The organism is Thalassoglobus polymorphus (assembly GCF_007744255.1).
Classification (GTDB): domain Bacteria; phylum Planctomycetota; class Planctomycetia; order Planctomycetales; family Planctomycetaceae; genus Thalassoglobus; species Thalassoglobus polymorphus.
Genome location: NZ_CP036267.1, coordinates 5,955,602 through 5,976,459, shown reverse-complemented (window position 1 = coordinate 5,976,459; position 20,858 = coordinate 5,955,602). Strand labels below are relative to the sequence as shown.

The following is a 20,858-nucleotide window of genomic DNA, read 5'->3' as shown; positions in this document are numbered from 1 at the left end:
GTCAATTCAAGAATTGCATTCTTTCGAGCGAGATTCCTCCGATGGCCGAGTACTTCCCAGACGTTCCTGAAATCAAATTTGAAGGCCCTGGCAGCAAGAATCCGCTGGCCTATAAGCACTACAATCCAGAAGAGGTCATCGAAGGCCAAACGATGCGGGACTTACTCCGCTTCAGCGTCTGCTATTGGCACACATTTCGTGGAACAGGAAGCGATCCCTTCGGAGCTCCGACACTGAGCCGGCCCTGGGACGACGGGACCGATTCAGTTGAGAATGCACTCAAACGGGTTGATGTCGCATTTGAGTTTATTTCGAAGCTGGGAGCTCCCTACTACTGTTTCCACGATCGCGATGTTTCCCCCGAAGGCTCAAGTCTCAAAGAATCGAACAAGATCTTTGACACCATCGCCAGCAAGCTGAAAGAGAAGCAGGCAGAGACCGGGATTCAACTTCTCTGGGGGACAGCCAACCTCTTCAGCCATCCTCGATATCTACACGGAGCAGCGACAAGTTGTAATGCAGATGTCTACGCTTACGCAGCTGCTCAGGTGAAGAAGGCAATCGAAGTCACGCACTCTCTGGGTGGTGAAAACTACGTCTTCTGGGGTGGCCGAGAAGGTTACATGAACCTTTACAACACTGACATGAATCGTGAACTGGATCACCTTGCCAGGTTCATGCACATGGCTCACGATCACGCGAAGTCAATCGGCTTTGACGGGCAGTTCCTCTTCGAACCAAAGCCGAAGGAGCCGACCAAGCATCAATACGACTTCGACGCAGCCGCATGCCTGAACTTCATCGGGCGAAACGGACTCGACGGGATCGTGAAGCTGAACATCGAGACAAACCACGCGACATTGGCGGGACATACGATGATGCACGAACTCGAGTATGCTCGGATTCATGATGCACTCGGGTCAATCGACGCCAACACAGGCGATCTTCTGCTTGGATGGGATACCGATCAATTCCCGACCGACATTTACATGACCACTCAAATCATGATGGTCCTGCTGGAGCAAGGTGGGCTCGGTTCTGGTGGAACAAACTTTGACGCCAAAGTTCGGCGTGAAAGTTTCGATCCGATTGACTTGTTCTACGCACACATCGGCGGCATGGATACATTCGCACGTGGAGCAAAAATTGCGGCGGCGATTCGAGCTGATGGCGTTCTTAACGACTTCGTCAAAGACCGCTATTCCAGTTTCGACGAAGGCATCGGAGCCAAAGTGGAATCCGGCACAGCGACCTTCGCTGACCTCGAAGCCTACATGCTCGAAAAAGGTGAAGCAGCCCCCAACACTTCCGGTCGACAGGAATGGATCGAAAACCTGATTAACGAATACCTGTAGTCCCGCAATCGTCGACTTTCACTTCAGCGGTTTGAGGCTCCGTCCTCAGAAATGAAAGTAATCGTAGGTTGGGTGAAGCGAATGACAGAAAGTGATCCTATGCAACATTGTGGTGGAACCGGGATGTTGTTTGGATTGCAGTAGGAATTCGCGTAACCCAACATTGGAAGCCTTGAAATTCATGTCGAATTTTCGTCGGTCGAAAATCGGACAAGTCTATTTCTTTACGGTTGTCACGAATCGTCGAGCACCGATTTTGACGACTGATCTCGGAAGGAGATGTCTGAATGAAGCAATTAAAGAAGTGCGGGATGATTTGCCATTTGAAAATGTCGCGTTTATCCTTCTACCCGATCATCTTCATGCGGTCTGGAAACTCCCATCTGGAGAGACGGACTATTCGACTCGCTGGAGGCGAATCAAAGCAACATTCACAAAGAAGTGGCTGAAAGCCGGAGGGAATGAGCAATGGAAATCAGCCAGTAGAAAAAGCAAGGGAGAGCGAGGTGTCTGGCAAAAACGCTTCTTCGAGCATACATGCAAAGATGAATCGGATCTGAAGCGCTGCGTTGACTACATCCATGTGAATCCCCTCAAGCATCAACTCGTATCACGCGTTCGAGATCGAGATTGGGAATGGGAATGGTCTTCATTTCATCGCTATGTTGAAGCCGGTGAATATGACATGAACTGGGGAAACGCCAATGATTGGTACGGAGACGAATTCAGGCATTTCGAGTAAACCACCATCGTGCTCAGCTGTGTTGGGTTACGCGAATCTCCACTTGGAACAGAGTTACCAGAACTGTTTCAAAGGGTTTCTGGCAACCACATCAAACTCTCTTTCGCTCCACCCAACCTACGAGTGCTTCCTCGGTGTTCGATCTCACCAAAGCTACTGAGATTTCAACTCATCAAGAAATCGATCGAACTCTTCTCGCAGCGTCGGAGTTCCCAGTTGAGGATAGAGCGTTTTCGTCACACCGAGTAATTTCAAGGCTTGCTCTTTCTCACCGATACGTACATCAATTTTTGCAATCTCCAGACGAGCTTCAACCCAGCCTGGCTCGCCCGGTTTATACAACTGTTCGATGCGCTTCCACCAGTTGCGTGCTTCGAGTAAGTCTTCCGCCTTGCCTCGTTTGAGGAGGACCTCGATCACTTTCCTGAGAAGCCGTTCGTTCCGTGGAGTGCTTTCGATTAGCTCCGCGTAGATGTCGGCAGCCTCTTTCAAATTCCCGATCGCAATGAACGCTTCGGCGTGACTGTCGTCGAGCATGCGCTGCTGCTGCGGTGTCAATTCACTTCTTGATTGCTCCAGACGACTGATGGCTTCCAGTTGTAAATGCCCCATCTCTACCTGTCGCAGCGGATCAATTTTCGAGGTCATCTCAGTCAAACCTAGAAGAATCCCCAACATTGTCGATGGATCTGTTTTCTCCAGCTGAAGCATGATCTTACGAGCATCACCTAACCTTTGCTGACCAGCTAGAGAGACGATTCTCAGTTGCGAAGTGGCACGTTGTATTTGAGTCCACAAAGGATCAAGCTTTGCATTTCGCAAGTCTGCTTCTCTTTGTTGAGCCTCAACGGTTTGTTCGATTCGTTTTAGCCAATGATCAGCGACGCTGTACCAACGATCGCGGTGTTGAAGCAGCAATTGTGCGATCCGCAATGCCGTCTGGCACTGCTCCATCGAGTCCAGAACGTTGTGGTTCGGAAGGTGGTCCTCAATTCTTACGATTTCTTCGAGAAGTTGATCTTCCCAGACTTCGACAGGGCCTTTGAGTTCCTTGAGTCGGGTCAGAATTTTGTCATAAAGAATGACTATCCGTAAGATTGCGGTGTCGTATCGAGGATGATCCGCCGGAATTTCCCGGTACAAATCGATCGCGTCGGTCCATTGCAAACGTTGCTCGTTGTGGACTGCGAGCATCCATGTTGCTTCAATTGCCGAAGGGGTATTGGGAAACTGAATGCGTTGCTTCGAAAGAGCTGCCTCGTAAGCAATTCGCGTTTCCTGTAAAGGTCGCTGCAGATAGATTCTGCCAAGCGCATAACACCGCATCAAGCCTGCATCTTGTGACTTTTGAGCCTCAGGAAAATTGGCAACGATGTCTTCAAATGTTTTTGCAGCAGCAGGCCAGTCTTCTTGCTGAATTTGAATTGAGCCGACGGTGAACGCATAGTCAACAGCATTGTCTGACTTGCCTTGCCGATGTGCCAGCGCAGCGGCGTTCTGGAAAAACTGAATCGCCTGCTTGAGGTCGCCGTTGTGGTAATTCCATTGTGCTTGACGAACGAGGGTCGCCAGTTCATCGCCGAGATTGAGATTCTGCTGAACTTGACTCAGCTTGGCGTACGTCAGCTTTTGCCATTTGCCTCGTGTTCGCTGATGATGACTTTCAGCTTCTGCGAGGAGCTCTTTCTGAAAGTCTGTTTCCCCCTTCTCGCCAGCGATTTTCCAAGCTTTCAGTAAGCCCTCAACAGCCACCGCTCGAACTTCGTCACCCAGTGGATGCCCACTTTGAATCTGATCAGTAATCATCCGCAGGCCATCGTCGAGCTTGCCTTGATCGTATTGGCTGCGAACCTGTTCAGCCAAAATTTCATCCTGCATCGAATACTCAGCTGCGTCCCGGGCAAGAGAACGAAGCAACGAATCCGCGCGGGAATAATCGCCGCGATCGCGTGCGAGTGTTGCGAGGTACTTGCGGGCTTTGAACGTCCACTTCGACTCGGGGCGTTCTTTTGAGAGGGCATCGAACTCGTCAGCAATATCGAGAAAGAGGCCAGTTCGATCAGGTCCAGGTGGCGCAATCTGGGCCAGGAAAAATTTGGAACGGACGAGGTAGAACTCCAGCTGTTGCCTTAAATTGATTCTTTCCGTTTGCGTGAGTGCCCCATCAGCAAGATCACTTGGACTTGGTTTCTCAGGGGCTTTGTCGAACTCAACAAGAACTTCCGCAATCTCTTGAATCGCTTTGGTGAATTCGTCACGAGTTGCCGTCGCCAACTTCTGGTTGACCGGGTTAATCTGGAGTTCCCAAGCCAGCTCATCTCCGAACCGGGCAGGGAGCAGTGCTTGCTCCGCCTGAATTTCCAGAAGACGAGGATTGTTCTTGTGACTCTCGGAGAACTGCTTTAACAACCTTTCCGCTTCGCCCCAGAGTTCATCCCGCTGCTCAGGTGACGAAACCCCTCCGTGAGCGGTGAGTGTTCGCACCAGTTCAATGGTGACGATCGCACGCTCATCGGGGAGGAGCAGATCGGTACCTAAGCGACTGACGGCGTAATCTTCAGCGATCAAATAGAGACCACGATCTCGCAGGCCCTGAAAGTATCGATTCTGAAGATCGTCACCCCATCCGAGTTGAGCGACGTAAAGCACGACGACTCCGACCAGTGGAAGACTCGTTCGATGTGCCAGGCGTGCTCCCTCACTCTTCATTCTAAGTTTCACCTTCAACTTTGGGTGGCGAGTTGCTTTTGAGTTTGACGTTCGACAGGTTCTCCCGAACGCCCTAAGAGCCAATTCCAACCTTTCTTCATGTCGACCGCCAAACTAAAGCCAACCGGAACCAGAATCAGTGTGAAGACCGTTGAGATGATCAGCCCACCCAGTACGACACTTCCCAAGCCACGATAGAGCTCACTTCCGGCCCCTGCTTGCAGTGCCCACGAGCCATCTAGCGTGCGGGCAGGGAGAGGAATTACCAACGGCAACATCCCCAAAACGGTTGTTGACGTACTCATGAAGATCGGACGAATACGTGTACGAACACTTTCCACAATTGCATCGCGGTCGCTCATGCCATCTTCACGCATGTAATTCAGAGATTGATGTACAATGAGAATCGCATTGTTGACCACGGTTCCGATCAAAATCACAAACCCGAGCATCGTCAACATGTCGAGAGATTGCGGAATAAAGAGATTCAGCAATGCCAGTCCGGCAAACCCTCCGACGAGTGCCAGAAGTACGCTGGTCATAATGACGACAGGATACAGAAATGATTCAAACAGCGCCGCCATTAACAGATAGGTGATAATCAACGCGAGCAATAAATTTCCTTGCATCGCTCGGCGGGTTTCACTCAGCTCGTCAGATGTTCCAGCCAGTTTTATTTGATATTGCCCACCTGCCATCAGTGGTGATTCGAGAAGTGGCTGTCGAATTTCCCGGTCAACTTTCTCGATGGCGGTTTCCAACGGCATCGTCAGCGAAGGTTTAATTTGAATACCAATCGAACGCTGTCGTTCATCATGTTTGAAACTTTCCGGGCCGCCGATTGAAGAAATTTCTGCGACCGCTCCCACATTCACCAACTTCCCGGTCGGGGTACTCAGCGGTAAGTTCTTGAGGTCTTGAGTTTGCCTCGAAAATTCATCGGCACCGTAAATCACAAGATCGATCTTCCGAGAGTTGTGCCAGTAATCACCCGCGTAAGCTCCGTCGACAAGTGCATTGATCGCGTAACCAAGATCAGCGGTGGTAATTTGTGAATCTGCGGCAGCTTCGCGTCTGGCTTGAATCAGTAGCTCAGGATTTGTCGATTCCAAATTCTGCATCGGCTGTGCCTGATGCCCCTGATCGGGTGGGAAGACTGCCTTTCCCTGGTACTGTCCAATCCCCATCGTCCGCTGAAAGACATCTTGCCCGATCTGATTCAACCGAGACATGTCCGGTCCGGAAATCTCGACATCAATTCCCCGCCCGCCGCTGAGGCCTCCTGAAAAGAGCCCCGACTGAGCAACAATCGCAAACATTCCCGGAACTTTCCCTGCGGTTCGCTGCATCACGGGAACCATGTCACCCGCCTGCAATTCTTCTCGTGCAGAAGCCCCCATGAACAGATTTGACCCACGCGCCACAAAGAAGAAATTCTTCACGAGTGGACCATCCAACGCTTTTGCTTCCGGTGAACCTGGTTCTGCTTCCCAATAAGGTGAGAGCTCCGATTCAATCCCTTTTCCGATATCGATCATGTGATCGAGGTTGTATCCCGGAGGAGGCAGGAGAATTGCAAAAACAAGGTTCCGATTTCCTTCCGGCAAGTATTCTGTTTTCGGCATGAGAATCCACGCCCCGAATAACGTGACAGTAACAAACAGGGCCACAATCCCTAGCCGCACGATCAGATTCCCCGGCATCGTGAGAAGCAGGTTCATCAGGTTGGCGAAGCGATCAACGATCCTGGCAAAGAAACCTTTTGGTTTCTTGGGGGCATCCTTGGGAGATGGGTGAGAGATCTTTTTCAGGATTCGCTGCGAGGCAGCCGGAATGACTGTCACCGAAACAATGAGAGAAAGCCCAACGGCACAACTAATCGCTATCGCAATATCACGAAACAACTGCCCCGCTTGCCCATCGACAAAAACGACCGGGACGAACACCGCGAGTGTCGTTAATGTCGAGGCCAGCACGGCTCCCCAAACTTCTTTCGCACCACGAATCGCAGCCACATGTGGAGTTTCGCCCAGTTGATAATGTCGATAAATGTTTTCCAACACAACGATCGCGTTATCAACCACCATTCCCACCGCAAACGCCATCCCAGCCAAACTGATGACATTAATGCTTCGCCCAAAGCCACGAATAAAAAGAAACGACGCAATGATACTGATCGGAATCGAAAGCCCGACGATGATCACGCTTCGGGGGCTGCGCAGGAAGATCAACAACACCAATACTGCGAGAGTTCCACCAACATAAATGTTTTGAGAGACTAAATCGGTCGCAGCGTAGATGTAATCCGTTTGGTCATAGACCTGCTCAATATAAACTCCCTGTTGAGCCAGCACGCCCAGGTTGAGTTCTGCAATCGCAATCCGCAAACAGTCTCCATGCACCTTGCGGGCTTCTGCCAGATCGAGTTCTGAAATCGTCCCGTCGCCATCAATATCGAGCTCGGCTTCCGGAGGTCCCATGATTTCGAGTACGTTCGTTCCGGGAGCTTGCTCGCAATTGATCGCCAACCCCGAGACTCCTTTCTGCCGCACGATTCCATCAGGTTTCTTATAGTCGATTCCGACGGTAGCGACGTCTTTGACATAGACTGGAGAATTATCGCGAATGGCGATAATGGTGTTGGCAACTTTCTCTGGTGTGTCAAATTGACCGATTGTCCGAACAACGTGTCGATGTTTTCCTTCCCACAAGTCGCCCGCTGACGTATTCTTGTTTTCACCACTCAAACCACGACGAAGATCAGCGATCGTGAGTTGATAGGCTGCCAGCTTTGTCGGTTCGACAACAATTCGAAATTCCTGTTCGCGACCTCCGACAATATTCGAATTGGAGATTCCCGGGACGCGTTCGAAACGAGCTTCGATAAAATCTTCCGCGAACTTTCTCATCTTCGTGGGATCAGGTCGCCCATCGAGAAGTTTTTGGACGTCCGGCTCGGTACGAGCCATTTTATGCAAAACGCTCAAGTCCGCTTCACGAGTCCCGTCTGCGAAGACTTTCAGCTTCTCCTCCAGATGAGGGTGTTTCGCGACAAATTGTCGAACATCTTCTGGAGTTGGCGGGATCGGCTTGAGAATGATCCAGGCAATAAAGTTCCCACCTTGCTCACCTTCTGTGATCGTCGGCTCAGAGGCATCTTCAGGATACTCGGGAACCTGATTCAGCTTGTCGCTGACTTTCGCTCGCGCAGAAGCCAGATCAAACCCGACAGGAAATTCGAGAGTAATTGTGCCGACGGAATCCTTGCTTTCGCTTTTGAACTCAACGAGCCCCTCGACTCCCTTAAGTTGTTCTTCCTGTTCATCGATGATTTGCCGCTCGACCTCTTGCGCACTGGCCCCCGGCCAAGCTGTCGTTACGGTGATCGCGGGTTTGGCAACATCAGGAGTCAACTGCACCGGAGTCGCAAGAAACGCAAGTGTGCCGAACATAATCGCAAGGATCACCCCGACGGCCACCTTGACGGGATTCTCACAAGAAAACTCAATGGGGTTCATACCCGGAAAACCTTTAGTTCGGGTTATCTATAAGCTGCAGAGCGATTGCTCTACTGCCTCACTTTACAATGTGTTTCTGGCGGGTCTTCTTAACTAGAATCCGTCCGAAAACCTCTGGAATAACCCCCTTACTCAATGTTTAAGAGAGCAATTTCAAGTTTCAGGATCAGTTCCAGCACTCTTCAAACAAGATACGAATCACCTCAAAAATTTGTGGATCATCCAAGTTTGAAAGAATGCTCCCTGAGCCCGCTTCATTGTCTCGACATCGCAGGCCGACGTAAAGAGCATCCAGAGCAAATCCAACATTGGCCTTTACGTTCTACTTCCTGGCGAGCAAAACGCGAAACAGCATGATTGCCGATGCGGTGCATCGTCGCCGTCATTTCGGAGCCTTACGGTTTTCGTGTCCGACCATCTGCGATGATCTTCGCGAGTTGCTTTTGAAGGCGTTGTGCAACTTCCGGATACTTCTCCGCAACGTTATTCGTTTCTTGGGGATCTTTATCAAGTTGGAAGAGCTGGTACTGTGGAACCGGAGTGTTTGCGAGTTCAGCCTCGACGTTGACGTTTCTGGCGCGTTTACGATCCGAGCGGTGCAGCTTCCAGTTGCCGACACGAAGTCCGTACGTTCCGCTCGCTCCATTGTCCTGCTGAACCAGATGGCCTCGCCCGCCCGCATACGGCTTTCCAAGCAATGCATCGAGTACGTTGAAGCTGTCCAGACAAGCATCCTCGGGAATTGTTTGCCCCGCCAAGGCTCCCAAACTTGCAGCCAAGTCGATCGTACAAACGACTTCATCACTCACCCCCGGATTGATGTGACCTTTCCAGCGAGTGATAAACGGCGTACGAGTTCCCCCTTCATAGACACTATACTTCCCACCGCTGAACGGACCACCTGCACGGTGCTTCCCGTTTTTCTCGATGGCGTCATCTTGATAGCCATCATCAAGAACCGGTCCGTTGTCCGAACAGAGCACAACGAGAGTTTTCTCGTCGAGGTCATGCTCCTTCAGCGTCTTCATTAACTCGCCTACGCACCAGTCAAATTCGACGATAGCATCGCCACGAAAGCCGAGCTTCGTTTTCCCTTGAAATCGTTCATGTGGAATGCGTGGCACATGAATATCGTGCGAAGAGAAGAACAGGAAGAACGGATTATCTTTATTCTTCGCGATGAACTCGTTCGACTTCTCGACCCATTTGTCCGCCAGATCTTCATCACGAAAACGAGCGGCATGACCACCGGTATAAAATCCAATCCGGCTAATTCCATTATGAATTGTCGAGTTGTGCCCGTGTGACCAGTCCATTTTCAAAGTGTCACGATGAGTAATCCCTGTCGGGTGATCCGGACTCGGCTTCTTTGTCCCGACCCATAGCGGATCAGCAGGATCAAGATTCGGAACACGATGATCGTGTACATAAACCTGGGGGACACGATCATTGGTTGTCGGCAACAAGAAGCAGGTATCGAACCCGATTTCAAGCGGTCCCGGCTTCAGGTCTCCATTCCAATCCGGTCCCTCGTCGCCACCCAATCCAAGATGCCACTTTCCGATCACTGCAGTTGCGTAACCGCCTCGTCGTAAAATGGAAGCAATCGTCTCAGTTCCTGGCTTGATGATTGCCGGAGAGTTCGGCGGAGCGATCCCGGTTCGCTTTCCCCGAAAGGCATACGTTCCAGTCAGAAATGAATACCGCGTCGGCGTACATGTCGATGCGGAACAGTACCCACTCGTGAATCGCATGCCCTCAGCGGCAAGCTGGTCGATATGCGGAGTCTTCAGTTCCGTTGCTCCATTACAAGAAACGTCCCCATACCCCAAATCATCCGCCATAATGACGATAATATTTGGACGCTGAGGCTGCTCGGCGGCAAGCGGGGTCGTGCTAACGACCTGAAGAATGACTGTGGATACAATCAGGAACGCCTGTGTCTTCACAAGGAAGTGATACATAGTCTCTCTCATATTTCTCTGTGCGCACGCTGCGCTGTCGACTCATTTGTGCTCCACCTCAGTCGAGGTGTGCGCCAGGAAATGCCAAAAGACCATGGATGAAAATACGCAGAACGGTCCTGTGGCGACAAGAAGCGGAGCCCCTCTCATAAAACCTGAAACAGTCTTCACCATCATACCGATCTCAGAACTCTTGTTCACGCTTTAATGCATGCCCAAATCTCGTTTTATCCTCTAACCTTGGTGAATTACCTTCGCTTCACATGACTGAGACGCTCTCCAGTCATCTCAGCTGCGCCGGAATAAACCGTCAGAAATCGAAGTGACCTGGCAAATTTCGCCAATCGCCCCATTGTCACAGCAGCTAATTTGCCGATCTATTTCTAGGACATTTTCAATGTTTTCCGGGCCTGCGAAAGTGTTCAAGTCCATTTTCGACAACGACGTACGCGTCCTGCCTCGTGCTGTACGGTATTCTCCCTGATGGAATGACGTTCTTCACGGGTACAGAACGCACTTGATCGCAGGAGAGCCCGATGCCGCAACTCTTCATTCAAAGTGTGATTGACACACACATGGTCACTGTCCTGCCTGAGACGAAAATCGAGGAGGCAGAAAACCTTCTCTTGCAGTCCAAAGTTTCAGACGTCTATATCGTCAATGAGCAGAACGCCCTTGTTGGGGTCGTGCCGGATTACGATTTCCTCAAATACCACTCTCTTCGCTTGTGTCCAAAGAAAGTGATCACCACGATCATGTCTCCCGTTTCGAAGACGCTTTCGCTTCAGGACTCGTTCGAAAAGGCATTCAACGTACTCTGCGAGAACATTCATCCTCGGGTTCCGGTTGTTGACCAGACTCGACTGATAGGGACGATCAGCCGGTTAGGGCTCATCTCTTTGCTGCTAGAGAGTGAATTCGTCAGCGAGAACGCTTCAGCGACCGATCCCAATCAGCCGCATCCGCCACTTGCGGGCCCAAAGTACCTCAAAACCGGCGGTATTGGCGGAAGACACATTAACGATTGATCAACTTTCCCCTCCTTTGCGGATTTTTTCGATATTTCAACCACAAGAGTTGAGAGTGTCCCGCCGATAAAACTGATTAGTTAACACACAAATTTTATCGTGTGCCATAGATACTTGACGGTGGGGGGGGATTTCCACCGTTTCCCGGGTGTTTCTGCACCATAGAGGGGGCAAGGATGCGTCAGGTTTCGAAGATAGCGCTACTAATTGCGCCAATAGTTCTTGCGGTTTCGGGGTGTGCCACCAAACCATCTTGGGTTGGTACAAAATCGGCTGCTTCACAAAGTAAACAAGTTGCCGAAAATCGATCTGAACGATTGCTCAAGGCGGCGAAACGATATGAGGACAACGGAAAGCCTGAAGTGGCATTACGTTTGTACCAGCATATCGCCGAGCAAGACCCACAGAACGTGGACGCTCAACAAAGAATCGTAGTACTCTCACAAAAGTACGGTTCAAAATCGACTTCAGTTGCCTCATCTGGAATACAGTCTGAGGGGAGTTCACAGTATTCAAAAGCCGGTCGAAAAAAATCTCCGGCAGATTTGATTGCTGAGAAAAACAACAGCAGGCAACCGACATTGGCCTCAAAGTCGACAACACGTCCCAAGCAGCCAGCTGAAGAAGTGTTGACGAAGAAAAGTCGCCGATTGGAAGATCAGCTTCCACAGAACAAGAAGAAAACACCTCCGATGTTCGAGGTGGCAGAACGCCCTGCTCCGGGAGAAGCACCGTCCGCATTTGAATGGGCGAACGATTCTACAGAAACGAAAAATCAGCTAGCAGCAACCACCTCCAAAGCATCCGAGAAAGTCGCTCTCGACAAACCTGTCATCTCTGAACAGAAAGTCCTGAGTAAAGTGGCCTTGGAGCCCGGAAAAGAGAAAGCGTTCGGCGATGAGCTTCTTGCCGCTCAGGACATCGAAGAGCAAAAATGGTGGAACGATGTGTTTGAAACCGGCTCTGCTCAGCCACCACAAACATCATCAGAAATGAGCGGGAATCTAGACGCTGTTGAAGTCGCAGCCGCAGAAACGACTCGGCAAGAGCAAAGTTCAAAGCCAACCATCACGACTGTGAAATCAGACACTCCGTCACTGGAAACAGTTTTCGAAGAACGAAAATCTGAATGGAAAACGACATCCGTTCAAAGACTTTGCGACGCTGATGCCTCTGACGAACTGATTCAAGTCGTATCGCTCCTCGACAGCAAACAGCCGACCGAAAGAATTGCTGGCTTGATCGAACTTGGAGACCAGGGACTCTACGCTCGTGCCGCTTCTCCTGCAGTCCGAGCTTTGCTTCATGACAACGACGCTCTGGTTCGTGCTCACGCTGCCGGAACCGTTCATGACATCGAAGGAGCAAATGCTGATGTTGTTCGACACTTGCAGAGCCTGCTTCAGGAAGACGACGTAAGCGTCCTGCGACTCTCCGCGTACCTGCTCGGGCAAATGGGAAGCGAAGCAACACCTGCCATCGCTGACCTGGAACGCCTTCGCGACACGAAAGACTCACTCACGAGCCTTCACGCTGCGGAAGCGCTCACACGCATTGCCCCAGAAGCAATGGCCTCATACGAAGTCCTGCAGAAAGGACTCAATGACGAACAACGCGAGAATCGATTGTTCTCCGCAGTGTCGTTAGGAAGCGTGAGACAACCGGGGGCTGAATTTGCAGCCAAGGCATTGAAAGCAGCCTTAAAAAACGAAGATGCCGACGTACGAGCCACAGTCGCCTTAAGCTTGGGTGGACTTGGAACACATGCTGAAATTGCATTGGAAGACCTGCAACACGTCTCTGAATTCGACACCCCAGAAGTTCGCGATGCCGCCCTGACTGCACTGGCATGCCTCGGCAAGTAAAAGCATCACGGCCAGGTTAAATCGAAACCCATCTGCGGCGACACTTTCATGAAAGTGTCGCCGCTTTTTTTATCTCTCAGGTGCTTGCAGAAGGTGAGAATCGACCAGGCTGCAATCGGAATTCTGGATTGATCAAACTTTAGTACAGTCAGCTCTACCGTGTGCGCGTGAAGAATCCAGTTCTCGAATAAAAATGCTGTTCGCCACGAGGCAGAACCTGCAAGCCAATCCGAAAGATGCTTTAATGCTGGCCACCTCTCTCAATTGGCTGCATCAATCTTTCTGCCAGTTAGCATTTATTCGTAATTTCACTCAGACAATTGTCGAGCATGGATCCAATTCCGTTCGGAATTCGTGTACAGTTGAAAGACATCGATTGATTGAAGATGATAGACGAAAGATATTCTCAGCTGGACGCGAAGAATGATGATGTTGATCAACTGTGCTGGTCAACAAGTTGATCAACGTGCAGAGAAAGCGAACGGGTATTCGAGTCATTCCGTAAAGTAGATGGATACTTCGTTGAGTTTATTGTCTCGCGCACAATCACATGACCCGACAGCCTGGTCGACATTCGTGTCGCTCTATACTCCGCTCGTCTATCACTGGGCTCGTAAACGAGGGCTGACCCCCGAGGCATCTCAGCAAGTCGGGCAAGATGTCTTCCTGCATGTTTATCAGCGGATTCAGTCATTTCAGCCCACCGACTCAACCGAGACGATTCACTGCTGGCTGGCTCGTCTGACTCACAAAAAAATCATGGACAACCTTGAGCAACAGCAGCGTGGCCAAAACCAGGGGGACGACCAGCGAACTGCGGAATCCGAAACGCCTGAAGATTCTGAGCTTGTTCTCCCTCGCACTGTTCACGAAGTTGACGCTGTGGTCGTTCAAAATGAAACAAAGCAGCTTTACCACTCGGCAATGATGTTCTTCAAAGAGAGCCTCTCAGAATCGGAATGGAAAATCTTCTCCCGTATCGAATTGGACCATCAACCGATTGATGCGGTTGCGAGTGAACTCCACCGGAACTGCGTCGAAGTGATATCTATAAAATCACGCCTGCTACGAAAATTCCGGCATGAGTACGCGGGACTGTTCCGACTCGATTGAACATCTGAACCGCTCACACGTGCGGGAGTCTTGTTGAATTCGTCGGCCTGCTTCACAATATACCTTCTTCGAATTGTGGTATTCACGCTCTATCCGGCACACGGTAGAGCAAACTGTTTCAGGATTTGACAACTTCTTCAATCGCACCGGGTAGTCTGATGATGAAAATTTCCACAGCGTTCTACAGGAACATGATGTCCTGCGGCATGATGTTTTCTTTCTGCCTGCTTTCTTTCGCAACTTCGACAGTTCATGCACAAGAAGTCAAAACGACCGACAAATTTGCACTGGTCATTCATGGTGGCGCTGGAGGAATTTCTTCAAAGCAAGAGTGGATTGAGAATCGAGAGAAGATCCTCACTCAGGCCCTGGATCAAGGAACCGCGATGCTCAAACGGGGAGAGAGCAGCCTTGATGTGGTCGAAACCGTCGTTCGCATTCTTGAAGATTCGCCTTACTTCAATGCAGGTAAAGGGGCGGTATTCAATGCGGTTGAAAAGCATGAGCTCGATGCATCGATCATGGATGGGCGAGATCGTTCAGGCGGAGCAGTTGGAGGTGTAAGAACTGTCCGGAACCCAATCTCTTTGGCCCGGCGAGTGATGACCGAAACACCACACGTTCTGCTTGCGACCGACGGAGCAGAAAAGTTCGCGGATCAATTCAAAGACGATCCGAAAATCCAACGGGTCTCGAATGACTACTTCTCCACGGATCACCAACGAGAAAGACTCCACAAAACTCAAAAACAGGCAAAGCAAAAAGAGACAGACAAAATGGGAACTGTCGGCTGCGTTGCCTTGGATCGACATGGCAACATCGCAGCTGCAACATCAACAGGGGGCCTCAACAATAAACAGTACGGTCGGATCGGAGACTCCCCCATCATCAGTGCCGGAACGTTCGCCGACAACGAAACGTGCGGCGTCTCCTGTACAGGAATCGGTGAAGATTACATCCGAAACGCTGTCGCATATGATGTCTCAGCCCGCATGGCGTACCGTGGTGATTCACTCAAAAAGGCGGTCCAGGATATCTTGAACGGAAAGAAACATCAGGTCCGTGGTGGCATCATCGCGATTGACAAGGACGGAAACATCGTCACCGAATTCAACACCCGTGGAATGTCACGAGCCGCTGCAGACTCCTCTGGCCGAAGAGAAGTCCACATTGGGAAGTAACCGCAGGAAGTAACCCAGAAAAAAACCGCAATTGGCGAAGACCAAGTCATGCCGACCTGAATTCCTGACGCTTCATCGCACAGACTTCCGTACAGGACCGGCTCGCATCAGAACTTGGATGCGAATGCCTGTTGCTTATTCCGTTCTCGCTTTGCTTCAGGGATCTCTGCGAGTTTTTGAAACACGAAGCGGGTCTGACAGCGCTGGCATTCCAGCTCGGTTCCAAGCCGCTCTGCCTGCAAGAGAATTGCATCAATCAAGCGATTTCCACAAAGCCCTTTGCGGATTTCAATTCGCGTCCCGCACTGTGGACAAAACACAGGGAGTTGACGTTCTCCACGAGTGATCGCGGGCGGATGTTCAATGGGTGCAGGCGATAGAACCACCGACGCTGGTAATGTCGAAGAAGTTGTTGTTGTTGTTGTTGTCGACGAGAGCTCTGAGGAAGGTAACCCCGTGGATGAGCCGGGTTCATTTGAAACATTCAGAGGTAAGGATGTGGCTTCGGAATCAAGAAAGGATGCTGACATGAAATCACTCACTCGTGTAAGAACTAACTGCATTATTAAATCGATACAGTCAGCTTCGGCGCAGGTGTGACAGCTAGCTGTCACACCTGTTTGCACGAGATAGGAACTCCGGCGGAATCGTAAATTTTTCACTCATCAAGCTGTCAGAAGAGAACTGGCATACGCGATCTGCCTCGTGGCGAACAGGCTATTAAGTCACCAAAGCAATATTCACAGGGACGACGACCATTGAAAATGGCCTAAGTGCATTCGAGCCAGTTAATGAGATCTGCCGCACAGTCGATCAGACCTTTATATTCGCGTTCGGCGTCGTTCATCTTTCGAATTGAGTCTGCCAGTGCAGGACGATCAATCTCATCCTCGTTAAGGAGAGACTCACTCAGCAAAAAGAGGCCGCCGGACTGTTCTGGAAAACCAACGGTGACCTGCCGTTCGACTTTCACGTAAACGGTTGGCTTGTCGACATCAAACGGCGTCTTGGGAATGTCGGGATGGAAATTGAGCCGGTCGTCAAACACAACACTCCAAATGAATCGTTCAAATGGTCCATGATGAACCATGGTCTCGACAAGTTGAGAACTCTTATCGAGATTGATCCCCGGAATCGGTGCGTGAAGAGAACGCAAGTTCTGACCAATTTTCTCCTCAGGTCGCCAGCTGCTCGGCAAACAGACATGCCCGTAGGCCATCCAATCGTCCTCGCCTTCGAGGGCGTGGATCACGACATCTTCCTGCATCTGCTCGACCACTTCTCTCAGCGAAGCTGCCGGCTTGAGCGGAATCGGATATTCCTGCAAGAGGAACACTCGAACCGCTTCACGTAGATCTTCGTTCAATCGCTGCTCGACCTCGAAAACCTGCGACTCTCGAGCCAGCTTCTTTTCAGTCAGGCAGCGTTGGAAGTGCGAAGGCTCATAGCGAAAGATCTCTTCACGGGGAATTTTCCGCAATCGCGGGAGGACGCTATAGCCATCCCGGTAAGGGTGCGGAACATTTTCGTAGCTGAAGAGATCACTCATGCAATTTGTGAGATTCGCTCAAACAATTGATGCTCGCAAAATTCAGCGCTTGATTGGACGGTATTTAATCCGATGAGGACGGTCAGCGTCTTCACCAAGACGTTCCCTGCGCTGAATTTCATACATTTTGTAGTTGCCTTCGAACCAATAGGCTTGACTGTCTCCTTCGAAGGCGAGAATGTGCGTCGCGATGCGGTCGAGGAACCACCGATCGTGCGAGGTGACAACAGCACAGCCGCCGAAGTTCATCAGACCTTCTTCAAGTGCGCGGAGGGTTTCAACGTCCAGGTCGTTTGTCGGTTCATCGAGCAGCAACAGGTTTCCACCGGTTCTCAAGAGCTTGGCGAGGTGGACACGGTTTCGTTCTCCACCGGAAAGGTCGCCAACGAATTTTTGCTGTTCCGTCCCCTTGAAGTTAAATCGTCCACAGTAAGCGCGAGCATGGATCTTTGTGTTGCCGACAAGAATTTGATCGTTCCCACCGGAAATTTCTTCGTATACCGTCTTCTTGGGATCGAGGGCATCACGCGATTGATCGACGTATGAAAGGTCGACCGTTTCGCCGATCGTCAGCGTACCGTTGGTCGGTTTTTCTTCCCCGACGATCATCTTGAACAATGTCGTCTTTCCCGCACCGTTCGGACCGATGACACCAACGATTCCGCCAGGAGGTAATCGGAAGTTCAAATTTTCGAACAACAGACGATCCCCGTAAGCCTTGGAGAGCCCTTCCGCTTTTACGACGAGATCTCCAAGTGGCTTGCTGACAGGAATCTGAATCTGAGCTGCGCCGTCGCGCTCATCGAATTCCTGTGAGGCGAGTTCGTTGTATCGCTCAAGACGGGCTTTGTTTTTGGTCGCCCGAGCCTTGGGAGACATCTTCACCCACTCAAGTTCTTGCTTCAGAACACGCTGTCGGCGTTCTTCCTTCTTCTGTTCGACTGCCAAGCGAGCCTGTTTTTGTTCCAGCCAAGCTGTGTAATTCCCTTCATAGGGATACCCATGCCCACGGTCGAGTTCGAGAATCCAACCGGCCACATTTTCCAGGAAGTACCGATCGTGCGTGATCGCGACAACGGTCCCTTTGAAATCGTGAAGATAGCGTTCCAGCCAGGCGATCGACTCTGCATCGAGGTGGTTTGTCGGTTCGTCCAGCAGCAGCATGTCTGGACTTTGCAACAACAGCTGACACAGTGCCACTCGACGTTTCTCTCCCCCGGAAAGATGCTCGACTTTGGCATCTCCAGGTGGCAGACGAAGCGCATCAGCTGCCATCTCAACCATCCGATCCAGTTCCCACAAATTGCCTGCATCAATCTGATCTTGCAACTTCCCCTGCTCTTCGAGCAATGCGGTCATCTCATCGTCGGTCATTTCTTCAGCGAACTTTTCGTTCACTTCGTTATACCGATCCAGAATGGCCTGCGACTCTGCAACTCCCTCAGCGACACACTCATCAACAGTTTTTTCAGCGTCGAGGTGCGGCTCCTGTCGGAAATAGCCAATCTTGATTCCCTTGGCAGGGCGGACTTCACCCATGTAGTCCTTGTCTTCCCCTGCCATAATTCGCAGGAGAGTACTTTTCCCGGACCCGTTATCTCCCAAGACACCGATTTTTGCACCGGGGAAAAAGGAGAGCCAGATGTTTTCTAAAACAGCTTTTTCATCGTAGATCCGGGTGAGACCTTCGATGGACATGATGTAATTTTGAGCCATGACGGTTGTCTCTGACAAAGATTCTTATGTTGGTTGCGGGGGGTCATACTGCGTATGGCCCCGTACTTCAAGTGTGAAGGGAGAGTCGAGTCATCAGCCCGAATTGATACGTGTACACTCTTTGCTCAACCCCTTGGAAAGCGGTCTGATTCAGGTTCTGTTTCCATTATAGATTGAGTGACTTAGAACCGCTAACAATACCCCTGAGGTCGTTGTGACTCACAGGGACTAAAGTCCACGGAAGGATTATTAGAGCTAGAGCTGGTCCTGAAACTTGAAATTGCTCTCTCAAACACTGAGAAAAGCGGCTATCCCAGAGGTTTTCGGACGGATTCCGGTTAAAACCCCCAGCGGAGGGGGATCACCAAAACGGCGACCAGCCAAAGGAGTAACGTGAGCGGACCACCGAAGCGGACATAGTCGACATAGCGATACCCCCCCGGCCCCTGCACCATCAAGTTTGTCTGATACCCGATAGGTGTCGCAAAACAGGCGGCGGCTGAGATCATCACCGCGACGACAAACGGCATCGGATCAACTCCCATACTCGTTGCTGTCGAAATGGCGACAGGGAAGACAAGCGTCGCTGCCGCTTTCGCAGTAATCAAATTCGTAAAAACCATCGTGATCCCATAGATAATCGCCAATGCAGCGATCGGCTCTCCACCGGAAAAGCTCGTCAGATAATTTGCAACAAAGGGCCCTGCTCCGCTGTGCTCAGCCTTCATTGCTTCACCAATCCCGATTCCGGCAGCGATGGTAATCAACACAGACCAGTCAATACTGGCCCGAGCCTCATGTGCTTTCACACATCCTGTTAAAATGAGAACAAGGGCCGCCAACAAAGCTGAAGGAAGAATCTCCCAACGGAAAACTGTGTTGAGCAGAACAAGTCCAATCAGAACCGTTTGAGCAATCCAGGCCTTGTCTCTTCGTAATGGCGTAGAGTTTTCGACACGGCTGACAAGATAGAAGTCGCGCGAGTCTTTTTGCAAATCGGCAAACGACGTATGTGCTTCCAGCAGCAAAGTATCCCCGGGAGACAAAGTGATGTCACCAATCTTCCCGCGAATTCGCTGACCGTTTCTGGAGACCGCAATCACAACGGCGTTGTAGCGAGTACGGAAGCGAGCTTCGCGAATCGTTGTGTTAATGACCGGGCAGGTGTTTGAAGCGACCGCTTCAATGAGGCAGCGTTCTGATCGTGGACTATTCAGCTTGAAAACCTGATCAGTCGCAGGTGTTAGCCCAGGGAGTTTCTGGAGGTCGACAACTGAGTTGACGACGCCGACGAAGACAAGTCGGTCGTTTGCCTGCAAACGTTCCGATGGTGAGACCGCTGGCAGGATGTCCCCCTTTCGCTCGATCTCCATCAGGAACATGCCTGGCAAATGCCGTAATCCAGCTGTCTCGATAGTTTTCCCGAGAAGCGGGCTTGTCGGCTCGACCAGCATTTCGATCGTGTACTCTCGTGGGTCATCGAATTGCAATGATGCTGGTTTGCGATTCGGTAGCAGCAGCTTTCCCGTCGAGAGAATATAAATCAGTCCAGCAATGCAGCATGGCAGCCCGACGAAACCTGGCTCGAACAGGGTCAGCGGACGGAGGCCTTCGCTACTCATCAACCCATTTACAACAACCGTTGTACTTGTCCCCAGCACAGTACAAAGACCGCCAAGAATCGTAGCGTAGCTGAGAGGAATCATTAACTGAGAGACTGAAAGCCTGCACTTCTTGGCCCAGTCATCCAGTACCGGCAGCATCACAGCCACGACAGGCGTGTTGTTCAGGAAGGCGCTCATCGCCGCTGTCGGCAGCATCAGTCTGAGCAAAGCGGTTAAACGCGAGGTCGGAAGACCGAGCATATTTTTAATGAGAGAGGTGATCGCACCCGTTTGTTCGAGCCCCTCAGCGACAATAAAAAGAACCGCAACGCTGATGAGACCTTCATTCGCAAACCCCGAAACCGCAGCCTTGGGTGTGACAATTCCCGCCACGATCAAAACCGTCAGCCCAGCGAGAAGAATCAAATCCGGACCGGCGCGAGAGACCATCATCGCGATAATGGCGACGAAGACAACTCCAAGTGTGAGGGTTATTGCGAAGGGGTCCATGTAT

13 protein-coding genes are annotated in these 20,858 nt (G+C 51.0%); 6 read left to right on the top strand and 7 right to left on the bottom strand.

Annotated elements, in window-relative coordinates; translation table 11 throughout:
* Positions 1-41 precede the first annotated feature (41 nt).
* Both xylA and Mal48_RS21650 read left to right on the top strand, forming a co-directional pair.
* Positions 42-1,355, top strand: coding sequence for a xylose isomerase (gene xylA / locus Mal48_RS21655; protein WP_145204806.1), 1,314 nt, complete (start codon positions 42-44; stop codon positions 1,353-1,355).
* Positions 1,356-1,536: 181 nt separating this feature from the next.
* Positions 1,537-2,097 carry an REP-associated tyrosine transposase gene (locus Mal48_RS21650; protein ID WP_145204803.1) on the top strand — a complete coding sequence of 187 codons (561 nt, stop codon included), beginning with the start codon at positions 1,537-1,539 and terminating at the stop codon, positions 2,095-2,097.
* A 153-nt stretch (positions 2,098-2,250) separates the two neighbouring features.
* Here Mal48_RS21650 and Mal48_RS21645 read toward each other — a convergent pair whose 3' ends face one another.
* The 3 genes from Mal48_RS21645 to Mal48_RS21635 form a co-directional block, all read right to left on the bottom strand.
* The gene (locus Mal48_RS21645; protein WP_145204800.1) at positions 2,251-4,806 is read right to left on the bottom strand and encodes a tetratricopeptide repeat protein; all 2,556 of its coding nucleotides are present in this window, start codon (positions 4,804-4,806) and stop codon (positions 2,251-2,253) included.
* A gap of 14 nt (positions 4,807-4,820) precedes the next feature.
* Entirely contained in the window at positions 4,821-8,324 is a 3,504-nt protein-coding gene (locus Mal48_RS21640) for an efflux RND transporter permease subunit (RefSeq protein ID WP_145204797.1), read from the bottom strand.
* 395 nt (positions 8,325-8,719) lie between these two features.
* On the bottom strand, positions 8,720-10,288 hold the full coding sequence (locus tag Mal48_RS21635) for a sulfatase family protein (protein ID WP_197441901.1): 1,569 nt from the start codon (positions 10,286-10,288) through the stop codon (positions 8,720-8,722).
* Positions 10,289-10,824: 536 nt separating this feature from the next.
* On the opposite strand from Mal48_RS21635, the gene Mal48_RS21630 reads away from it, so the two are divergent.
* The 4 genes from Mal48_RS21630 (at position 10,825) to Mal48_RS21615 (ending at position 15,475) form a co-directional block, all read left to right on the top strand.
* Complete coding sequence (locus Mal48_RS21630; RefSeq protein WP_145204791.1) at positions 10,825-11,316, top strand: CBS domain-containing protein; 492 nt, start codon at positions 10,825-10,827, stop codon at positions 11,314-11,316.
* 362 nt (positions 11,317-11,678) lie between these two features.
* The gene (locus Mal48_RS21625; protein WP_197441900.1) at positions 11,679-13,181 is read left to right on the top strand and encodes a HEAT repeat domain-containing protein; all 1,503 of its coding nucleotides are present in this window, start codon (positions 11,679-11,681) and stop codon (positions 13,179-13,181) included.
* Between the two features lie 522 nt (positions 13,182-13,703).
* The gene (locus Mal48_RS21620) at positions 13,704-14,294 is read left to right on the top strand and encodes a sigma-70 family RNA polymerase sigma factor (RefSeq protein WP_197441899.1); all 591 of its coding nucleotides are present in this window, start codon (positions 13,704-13,706) and stop codon (positions 14,292-14,294) included.
* A 206-nt stretch (positions 14,295-14,500) separates the two neighbouring features.
* Positions 14,501-15,475, top strand: coding sequence for an isoaspartyl peptidase/L-asparaginase family protein (locus tag Mal48_RS21615; RefSeq protein ID WP_145204782.1), 975 nt, complete (start codon positions 14,501-14,503; stop codon positions 15,473-15,475).
* A 107-nt stretch (positions 15,476-15,582) separates the two neighbouring features.
* Here the strand turns inward: Mal48_RS21615 and Mal48_RS21610 are convergent, their stop codons facing one another.
* The 4 genes from Mal48_RS21610 to Mal48_RS21595 all read right to left on the bottom strand — a co-directional run bounded on the left by Mal48_RS21610 (position 15,583) and on the right by Mal48_RS21595 (position 20,854).
* Positions 15,583-16,005, bottom strand: a complete 423-nt coding sequence (locus Mal48_RS21610) for a hypothetical protein (RefSeq protein ID WP_145204779.1) — start codon at positions 16,003-16,005, stop codon at positions 15,583-15,585.
* A 239-nt stretch (positions 16,006-16,244) separates the two neighbouring features.
* Positions 16,245-17,024 (bottom strand): heme-dependent oxidative N-demethylase subunit alpha family protein, encoded by a 780-nt coding sequence (locus Mal48_RS21605; RefSeq protein WP_145204776.1) that lies wholly within the window; start codon positions 17,022-17,024, stop codon positions 16,245-16,247.
* Between the two features lie 42 nt (positions 17,025-17,066).
* Positions 17,067-18,740 carry an energy-dependent translational throttle protein EttA gene (gene ettA, locus Mal48_RS21600; protein WP_145204773.1) on the bottom strand — a complete coding sequence of 558 codons (1,674 nt, stop codon included), beginning with the start codon at positions 18,738-18,740 and terminating at the stop codon, positions 17,067-17,069.
* A gap of 338 nt (positions 18,741-19,078) precedes the next feature.
* Positions 19,079-20,854, bottom strand: coding sequence for an SLC13 family permease (locus Mal48_RS21595; RefSeq protein WP_145204769.1), 1,776 nt, complete (start codon positions 20,852-20,854; stop codon positions 19,079-19,081).
* Positions 20,855-20,858 lie beyond the last annotated feature (4 nt).